General features: G+C 63.7%; 13 protein-coding genes. 3 read left to right on the top strand and 10 right to left on the bottom strand.

The features are described 5' to 3' along the window. Positions 1 to 55: 55 nt before the first annotated feature. Together AC1D12_RS18320 and AC1D12_RS18315 are read left to right on the top strand one after the other, a co-directional pair. Positions 56 to 850 (top strand): hypothetical protein, encoded by a 795-nt coding sequence (locus AC1D12_RS18320; RefSeq protein WP_477842068.1) that lies wholly within the window; start codon positions 56 to 58, stop codon positions 848 to 850. Between the two features lie 86 nt (positions 851 to 936). Then, positions 937 to 1,890 (top strand): AlbA family DNA-binding domain-containing protein, encoded by a 954-nt coding sequence (locus AC1D12_RS18315; RefSeq protein ID WP_477842066.1) that lies wholly within the window; start codon positions 937 to 939, stop codon positions 1,888 to 1,890. Positions 1,891 to 1,918: 28 nt separating this feature from the next. Here the strand turns inward: AC1D12_RS18315 and AC1D12_RS18310 are convergent, their stop codons facing one another. From AC1D12_RS18310 to AC1D12_RS18270, 9 genes are all read right to left on the bottom strand, one after another. Continuing rightward, positions 1,919 to 3,049, bottom strand: a complete 1,131-nt coding sequence (locus AC1D12_RS18310) for a hypothetical protein (protein WP_477842065.1) — start codon at positions 3,047 to 3,049, stop codon at positions 1,919 to 1,921. Continuing rightward, entirely contained in the window at positions 3,046 to 3,267 is a 222-nt protein-coding gene (locus AC1D12_RS18305; RefSeq protein ID WP_477842063.1) for a DUF4224 domain-containing protein, read from the bottom strand. Before AC1D12_RS18305 ends, AC1D12_RS18310 begins: the two co-directional genes overlap by 4 nt. A gap of 1 nt (position 3,268) precedes the next feature. After that, positions 3,269 to 4,930 (bottom strand): ParB/RepB/Spo0J family partition protein, encoded by a 1,662-nt coding sequence (locus AC1D12_RS18300; RefSeq protein WP_477842061.1) that lies wholly within the window; start codon positions 4,928 to 4,930, stop codon positions 3,269 to 3,271. 17 nt (positions 4,931 to 4,947) lie between these two features. After that, the gene (locus AC1D12_RS18295) at positions 4,948 to 5,547 is read right to left on the bottom strand and encodes an HD domain-containing protein (RefSeq protein ID WP_477842059.1); all 600 of its coding nucleotides are present in this window, start codon (positions 5,545 to 5,547) and stop codon (positions 4,948 to 4,950) included. A 92-nt stretch (positions 5,548 to 5,639) separates the two neighbouring features. After that, on the bottom strand, positions 5,640 to 5,873 hold the full coding sequence (locus AC1D12_RS18290) for a hypothetical protein (RefSeq protein ID WP_477842057.1): 234 nt from the start codon (positions 5,871 to 5,873) through the stop codon (positions 5,640 to 5,642). Next, on the bottom strand, positions 5,870 to 6,016 hold the full coding sequence (locus tag AC1D12_RS18285) for a hypothetical protein (RefSeq protein ID WP_477842056.1): 147 nt from the start codon (positions 6,014 to 6,016) through the stop codon (positions 5,870 to 5,872). Before AC1D12_RS18285 ends, AC1D12_RS18290 begins: the two co-directional genes overlap by 4 nt. Continuing rightward, on the bottom strand, positions 6,013 to 6,270 hold the full coding sequence (locus AC1D12_RS18280) for a hypothetical protein (protein WP_477842054.1): 258 nt from the start codon (positions 6,268 to 6,270) through the stop codon (positions 6,013 to 6,015). Before AC1D12_RS18280 ends, AC1D12_RS18285 begins: the two co-directional genes overlap by 4 nt. After that, complete coding sequence (locus AC1D12_RS18275) at positions 6,267 to 6,473, bottom strand: hypothetical protein (RefSeq protein WP_477842052.1); 207 nt, start codon at positions 6,471 to 6,473, stop codon at positions 6,267 to 6,269. The genes AC1D12_RS18280 and AC1D12_RS18275 overlap by 4 nt, the downstream gene beginning before the upstream one ends. Before the next feature lie 110 nt (positions 6,474 to 6,583). Then, positions 6,584 to 7,228, bottom strand: coding sequence for a S24 family peptidase (locus tag AC1D12_RS18270; protein ID WP_477842050.1), 645 nt, complete (start codon positions 7,226 to 7,228; stop codon positions 6,584 to 6,586). Between the two features lie 72 nt (positions 7,229 to 7,300). Between AC1D12_RS18270 and AC1D12_RS18265 the strand changes: the two genes are divergently transcribed. Next, positions 7,301 to 7,510: a helix-turn-helix transcriptional regulator gene (locus AC1D12_RS18265; RefSeq protein WP_477842048.1), complete on the top strand. Its 210-nt coding sequence runs from the start codon at positions 7,301 to 7,303 to the stop codon at positions 7,508 to 7,510. A gap of 12 nt (positions 7,511 to 7,522) precedes the next feature. On the opposite strand, the gene AC1D12_RS18260 is transcribed toward AC1D12_RS18265, so the two are convergent. After that, the coding region (locus tag AC1D12_RS18260; protein ID WP_477842046.1) for a hypothetical protein at positions 7,523 to 7,727 on the bottom strand (205 nt) is incomplete at its 5' end.

Genomic DNA, 7,727 nt, shown 5'->3' with positions numbered 1-7,727 from the left:
GGCCAAGTGTGTTGCGAGGAGAGGTGTGCGATGCTGGCGGCTCGGAGGGCCGCGTGTGAGCAACATCGATGGTGAACAGAAGTGGCGGCATCGCCTGGTGAACTGGCTGTGCTGTTCCGCCGGTTTCACTGCCCTCGTGTCCGGCCTAGCGCAGCTGGTGGCCGGCAACGCATCGCTTGCTGGGACCGGCCTCGCGGCCGGTCTACTGTTGCTCATGGCGGGCACGATTGAGCGTTTCGAGCTGCTGAAGGGGCTTGGGCTCGAAGCGAAGGTGAGTCGCAAGCTGGACGAGGCCGATGCGGTCCTGACGCAGGTGAAGAGCGTGACGGAGATCGCCGGAACCACCTTGATGCAGCTGGTGTCCTTGGCAGGCCGCTGGGACGGCGTCGTGGCTGCGCAGGAAGCGTACGACCTGTCCCGATCGATCAAGCGAATGCTGGAGGCGGCTGGCGCAGCCGACTCAGTGGTCCGTTCTGCCATGGAACCGTGGGTGCGAACCGCTGCGACCGATCTCACCATTTCGGTCCTGGCGCCGTACTACGAGGCGATCCACAAGTCCATGCTCATCCTTCAATCCGATGTGCGTGAGAGCGTTCAAAGGTATTCGACCGATACCCTCAAGGATTGGAGGAAGCTCCCGCTTCGCGACTTCACATCCCGACTGCGGGCGATCGCGCGAGATGTACCGGCCTATGTCGATTCAAAGGTCGCTGACCACCTGCGAGCCGATGTCGATGAATGGGCGCCGAGCATCGATCACCTGACGGCCACGTTCGAACTGGCAGATCCGGTCCGCGACATTCGAAGGATTCAGTGGCAGATCGACAATCGAGTGACGCCGTGGGGATGAGCGGCAAGCCGGGCGAAGGCGACGCCGCGGCCCCTTGACTCGGCTGAAGGGTGCGCACTACTTGAACTCCTCTACCTCTCACAAACATGCCATCTACTGCCATCACGATTGAAGAGATTCGAGCGCTGATCGGCATGCCGGAAAGCACGTTCCTCGATTTCAAGGCCGGTGCTGCCTTGTCAAAGGATGGGAGGTACCCCAGTGAGTTGGTGAAGGACGTCACCGGCATGGCGAACGCCGCAGGCGGCCGGCTTGTCTACGGACTGTCAGAGTCCAAGCGGGATGGACGCACCTACGCCGACCAAATTGCGCCGGTCCTCGATCCCGCGATCACGATTGACTGGGTGACGCAGGTGCTGACGAGCAATTCCGCTCCACCCGTTCGCTTCTTCACGATCAACGAAGTGTCGGTGTCCGAAGGTGGACGTATCGTCGTCATCGATGTCGACGCGGGCAGCACAGCTCACCAGAACTCACTGGACCACAAGTACTACCAACGCATTGGCACGGTCACGAAGCCAATGGAAGACTTCCAAATTCGTGATGTGATGAACCGGCGGCAGTCGCCAGAGATCGACCTGCAGCTTGTCCGCCGCAACGTCTCCTTCCAGACGGATCGACAAGCGTTTCACTTTGAGATTTGGTTCACAAACTCGGGGGCCGTGACCCTCTCCGACTGGGTACTGGAGATCGACTATCCGAAGATCGCGTTGGATGCTGGAAGTGAAGCCTTCACGAACGAGGCACACTCAGTTGCAAGCCAACATACGCGGATTGAGGAGAACGGGCGAGAGTGGGTTCGCCATAGATACCTGGCGAGTTCTGAGTTCATGTCTCGACGCGGAGTCGATTCCATCCACCCGGGCCAGACGTTCACGCTCACCCACTCGAATGGCATGCCTCGCACCATACTGCTGATGGACGATCGGGTGTATCGAGCGCTCGAACCATTCCGGATTCCTCTGCGATGGAAGCTCTTCATGCCCAACGCGCGACCGCTGCTGGGCGAGCAGCCGTTCTCGGAATGGGCAAATTTCTGAATTGCTCGCCGCAGAGTTCCAGCTGCGATCAACGAGTCGGTTTTGCGACTCGGATCCGGCGCCGGTCATAGACTTGGCGGACCATTCGATCGCTGCTGTGCATCGTGGCATCGAGCGTGTCCGTCGCGCCGGATGCCAGCTTGTCGGTGACACCCTTGGGGCGGCAATCCTGAAGCGAGAACGGCTCGAAAGGAATTGAGCGCTGCTTGGCCTCGATTGCGCACTCGGCCATCAACTTGGATAGCGTCGCCTTCCAACCTCCTTTCGTGTAGCGCTGGCCGTTCAGGTTGCCGAATACGTACCAGGAGCCGGCCAGCTTGTTCCGCTTCACGGAGAGGGCTTCGTCGACCGTGCTCCGCAGGTCAGGACTCCATTCAATGAGGCCGCGCTTCACTGCTTCCCCGCGCTGTCGCTTCGCGGCTTCCCACAGAATGCCGTCCTCGATGATCTGATCGCGGGTCAACGCCCGGATCTCTACGGACCGACGCAGGCATAGCCAGGCGGTGCGAAGCGCAAGGCCGACGATGTGCTGCGGCCCGCCCATGCGACGGCCAACCTCGACCGCCAGTGCGAGTTCCGCATCGCTGACCAGGCGGTCTCTGCGGCTCGTCGCGAGCTTCTCCACACCGTCGAACGGATTCACTGCAATGAGGCGAACGCGGACACCGAATTCCAGCACCCGGCGGGCCAGGGCGATTTCTTTGTTTCCCTTGGCAGCACGAGGCCGCGGATTCCCCTTCTTGTCGCGAGCCAGTGAGCAAGCATCGAGGTAGGCATACGCGTCGGACTTCTCCATCTGGCCGACATGCATGGCACCGAAAGCCCGCTTCAGCATTGCAAGCTCCCGCACGTTTTCTTCCAGCGTGCTGTCAGCTCGCTTGTCCTGCGCTGTCGCGGGCAGGGCCCGCTGTCTGGCCAGCCATGCATCTGCCAGCGCGGCAAACGTGCCTTCAACCGGTGCACCCATCTCGATGTCTGCGGCTCGCTTGATCGCCTCGCGGCGAAGCTCGGCTATCTTGGCGACGCTCGTGGCCGGGCAGGTAAGCCGGAAGGCCCAGGTTCCGTCTGGGCGCTTGTATCCGATGGAGTACAGGCGAACGCCGCGACGCTCATACACCCGGTACGGGAGGCCGTCCGCCCGCTCTCTGCGACGGTTCATAGATTGAGCATGAAGTCGAGCCGTGGGCCGACGCGCTGCGGCCCTGGGGCTTGGCCGGACATGCGTGCCAGGTAGTAGCTGCGGTCCACCTTGGGCACATCGCCGCGGCGCGCCGGGGGCTCGTACACCCAGCCTCGAGTGCTCAACCAGACGGCCATGCGCTTCGGCCGCTTCGCTCCAGTGAGTTCTTGCAGTTCGGTTGCTGTGAGGGTCAGCATGTCAGGTCGTTCCCTCCTCGACCGGTTGCTCGGCCACAGCCGCCTCGGCGTCAGTGTCAGCCTGGTCCGTCTCGGAGCCGGCCGCGGACTCGGCGGAGGATCGACTAACGCGGTCCCGCGGGGCCTTCTTCGCCGTTGGCTCTGTCGTGACCCCGTAGTGATTGGCTGCAGCCAGCAGTTTCTCCGGCTTTCTGTCGAGGGCGTAGGAGTCAACGCGCACGTTCTCAATCAGGGCGCAGTCGAGGATGAACATGGTCAGTGCATCGAGCGGCAGGGTGGCAATGTGTGCCTCAAGCGCATCGCGTTCGACGCCGTGCAGCTCAGCCAAGGTCGTCTTGTCCTTCCACCCCACGCCCGCGCAAGCAACCCGGGCAATCAACTGCAGATCGAACGCGCTGCGCGGTGCCGCGGCCGCCGCTGTGCGAACTCGCGCCAGCAGATCCAAACGGCTGTCGATCTCGGCTCGCGCCTTCGCCATCAGCTTCTCGTGCGCCGCTTCCCGCTTCTTTCGATCCGCTTCGCTCTCGCCGTAGGCACTGACGGACTTCGGCTCTTTGACCTTCACGCCGGCCGCTTTCACCTCCTCGATCTTGACGATTTGGTGCGTCTTGCCGTCGCGCGGATCCTGGAGGGTGACGACGGTCGGCTTGGCGTCCTTCGCCACCTTCTTCAGGGCGTCACGCACGTCTGCCAGCTTGATGAAGCCGCCCTTGATGTTGCCGCATGCGTCGATCGCCTGGCGCGCCTTGGTGCCCTGAAGCACGACCTTGCCGGCCTCCTGCAGCTTCGCGGCCTCGCGCTTTAGGTGCGCCTCCTTCTTCTCGGCGAAGCAGTCGGGGTCAGTGCAGACGTCTGTACCGTGCACCGGCGCACGGTCTACGTAGCGACCGGCGCTGTTCTTGCGCTCCGCGGGCGCGTTGATGTCGTCGAACTCCGGGGCGTTGCCGGTGCGCTTCGGGCAGCGCACGCAGTGCCCGGCGGCGGGCACCAGCATTTCGTCCTCGATGTCGAAGATCGCGTCCTTCAGGTCGAGCGAGAACTTCTCGCTGAGCAGGTCACGGATGATGCGGTAGCTACGCTTGCCACCATCCTCCAGCTTCGCGTGATATTCCTTGCTGATGTAGTTGAGCGCCTTCTCCTGGAAAGCCGGCGTGCGCAGCCGCGCGATGAGCAGCGCGACCTCGCTGCCGACCTCCCCGGCCAAGCAGGCTTTGCGGACGGCGGGGCAGGCCTCCAGCAGCTTCAGGCGACCGTACACATAGCTGCGGCTCTTCCCGAACTTCGCCGCCAGGTCGTCGGCTGTCAGGTTGTCGCCATCGATCATGGCCTGGAAGCCTTCGGCCTCCTCGATTGGGTGCACGTCGGCGCGCTGCAGGTTCTCTGCGACCTGAGCGCTGCGCGCCTCGGCATCGGTCATCGTGCGGACCATGCAGGGCACCGTCAGCAGCGCGGCCGCCGCTGCCGCGCGGAAGCGGCGGTGCCCGAAGACGATCTCGAAGCCATCGATGCCGGCGATGGTGGTCGGCCGGACGAGCAGCGGCTCGTGGATGCGGCCCTCGGCCACGATGTTGGCGGCCAGGTCGTCGATGCCGACGAAGGTGCGCCGCGGATTGAACGGGCTCTCGTGGAGGTGATCCAGCGGGATGGCGATGATGTGTTCCATAGGTGCTCCGTGGGTGTTCAGCGGCCGAGCTGGTGGGCGTGCTCTTGGCGTTGGAAATCGAGGAAGTCGGCGCGCTCGCTGAAGGCGTTGCGCCAATCGCTCCAGCGGGCCGTGCAGCGCTTGCGGGACATCAGGTCCACCCACGGCGCCGTCGGCACGCCCTGCAGGACTTCCCAGGGCGTGCCGCCGCTGGGCAGCAGCTGGGCGCGCTCGGTTGCCAAGGCGATCAGGTCGGAGCGCTTAATCGCGGCGGCGTGCGCGGTCGAGGCGACGTGGATGGCGAAGGCGCTGCGGATCACGCGCTCGAAGCGGTGCTCGAAGGTTGCCCAGGGCGCGCCGATCTCGGCCTTGATCGGCGTGCTGAGATCGTTGGTGAAGGCCTCGTGAGCGTCGTGCATCAGCGCGGCGAGCAGGCCGTGCGACGGCAGGTCGAACTCGCGTTCGGCGATCTCGCAAACCAGAAGCGAGTGCTCGGCGACGCTGTACGGCCGGCACGCGGCGCCGGTGAAACGGTTGATCTGCGCGAGGTGGTGCGCGATGGTCGCGAGGTTGATGCTGGCGAGCCGAGGCTGCTGCAGCGATACCTCTGCGCCGGTGGAGGTGGTGATCCAGGTCATTCGATGTCCTGTGCGGGCGTGTTGAAGCTCGCCGCCTGCGATGGCGCAGGCGGGCGGGGAGGTAAAAGTTGGGGAAGGGCGGCGGCGCGCCGTCAGGCGTGCAGGCTGTCGAAGTTGATGCGCATGAATCGGGCATCGGGCCCGCAGCCGCCGTGCGACGCTCGCATGACGGTGAAGGGGCGCCAGCAATCGAACGCGACCGCGGCCGGGCAACAGCAGACCAGATCGGTGCCGTCGTACATGCGGTGGTCGCACAGCTCGTAGGCGCGGTAGCTCGTGGCGTCCCAGTCGGCCGGCGTGGGAAGGGGAAGGGCGGCGGCGATCACAGGCACCTCGCGCTGCAGCTGCGAATGGTGGAGAAGGTGCATACCAGGATGTCGATGACATCGAAGCTATGCGCGGCGACGACGTGCAGCGCGCCGCGCGTGCCGTCGCTCAGTGTGTAGCGGGCGAGGTAGTGGCGGTTCATGCTGCGTCACCTGCGGACGGATGAGGCGCGAACAGTTCGAGCCACGCGCTCGCTGCAGATACCAACGCCGAGAGCTGCCCGTGCGACAAGAGCAAGTAGTCTTGGTGCGGGGCGGAGATCTGGAAGCGGATCGGGTTGCCGGGTTCGCGCTCGCCGATGTCAATCTGCGGCCAGGTGCCCGATTGGGCGATGAGCTTGATCGACACCACTTCCGATGCTGCGGCCGTCGGCATCTTGTGAGCGACGGCGCTCATGCGCACCTCGTCGAGGTTTGCTCAAGACGCAGCACGTCGCTGACTGCGCACCCGGTGATGAGGTGCGCAAGGCGTTGAGCTTCCTCGGCGCCAGAGGCGCGCAACTGGACGAAAGGAAGAACACCCGTTTCGCTGATGCTCTCGAAACCAGCGCGATCGGCGGGGTGGTAGGTGCAGCGGTAGCTGCTGTGGGATGCATTCATCGCATTGACTCCATCGGTGTTCGATGAAGAATTATGCGATTACGAATAACGCATTGTCAATGCGTTATCGCATAAATATCGATTCTAGGGGGTGGCCTCTATGGCTCGCATCATCCCCAGCGAGCCTGGACGCCAACGAGGACCGCCACTACTTTCAGACCGTCTCTCTCGGCCTGCAAAGTTTCATACGCGGCGTTCTCCGCAGCTGCTTCCCATGCGCCGCGGCGTCCTTGCCGGAATAGGCGAAAAAACCATTCGCCGTTGTTGTCGACGACCAGAACCCCGTCTCCGGGGCGCGGTGTCTCGCGTGTATCGAACTTGACGATCTGGCCTGCTCTAACTCGTGGCGCCATCGCATCGTCCGGCACGGCCACCTCGAAGACGGCCGGCAGCTCTCCCTCCATCAATGCTCCCCAGTCCAGTTGTTTGGCGCCAAGCTTGACACTTGACTGGCTCATGGGGTGAGCTACTGACACTTTTTTTCGCGGTGTCGTTGGGGATGTGGGCGCGACGGTGGTGATGCCCAGTTCACGTGCCACTTCGGTCGCGACGCGCTCGTCGTAGATCGCCTCGACTGGGATATGAAAGTACTCGGCGATCGGTACGGCAGTGGTGCGATCTGGGTTCGCCACCTCTCCACGCGAGAACCGGTGAATCTGCGGCTGGAGCTTGGCCTTGCCGATCTTCTTCGCGAGGGGAAGCGGACCTAGGCCTTCACGGTGCATGAGGGCGGCGATTAGCTCAAAAGGCTTCATGCCAACACTGTGCATCGACGCATAATGCGATGGGGCATAGACAAATCATGCGATAACGCATAAAGTGGTGGCATGAGTGACACCACCGGCTTGATCAAGTGCCTTCGGGACAGGGGCATGACCCAAACAGAGATCTCCCGTCGCACGGGAATTCCGCAGCCACGATTGTCTCGTTGGCAACGCGGAGACGTGCCCGAGTCGGCCGACGACGCCCTGCGGCTTGCGGCCCTTGTGACCGAGCACGCGACGCCGAATAGCGCCTTGCTACAGAGCGCTGCATGAGTGCGGCGTCCATCAAGCGGACCCCTTGCCTTGCGCATCAACTGTCGTCGAGCGCAAACGCAGCGCGTCGTCCAGCGCTGCCCAGAGTTGCCGCGCCGCCGGCACGCCGAGGCACAACGTGGCAGGGGCCTGTGCTCCTGGCGCCTGCAGCGTCACCTCCAGCGCCCCCAGCGGCCCGATAGGCGAGGGGATGTCGACGAACTCGACGCTCACCTGC

It is taken from the genome of Rhizobacter sp. P1_G5 (assembly GCF_056405435.1).
This window is presented reverse-complemented; position numbering and strand designations above follow the sequence as displayed.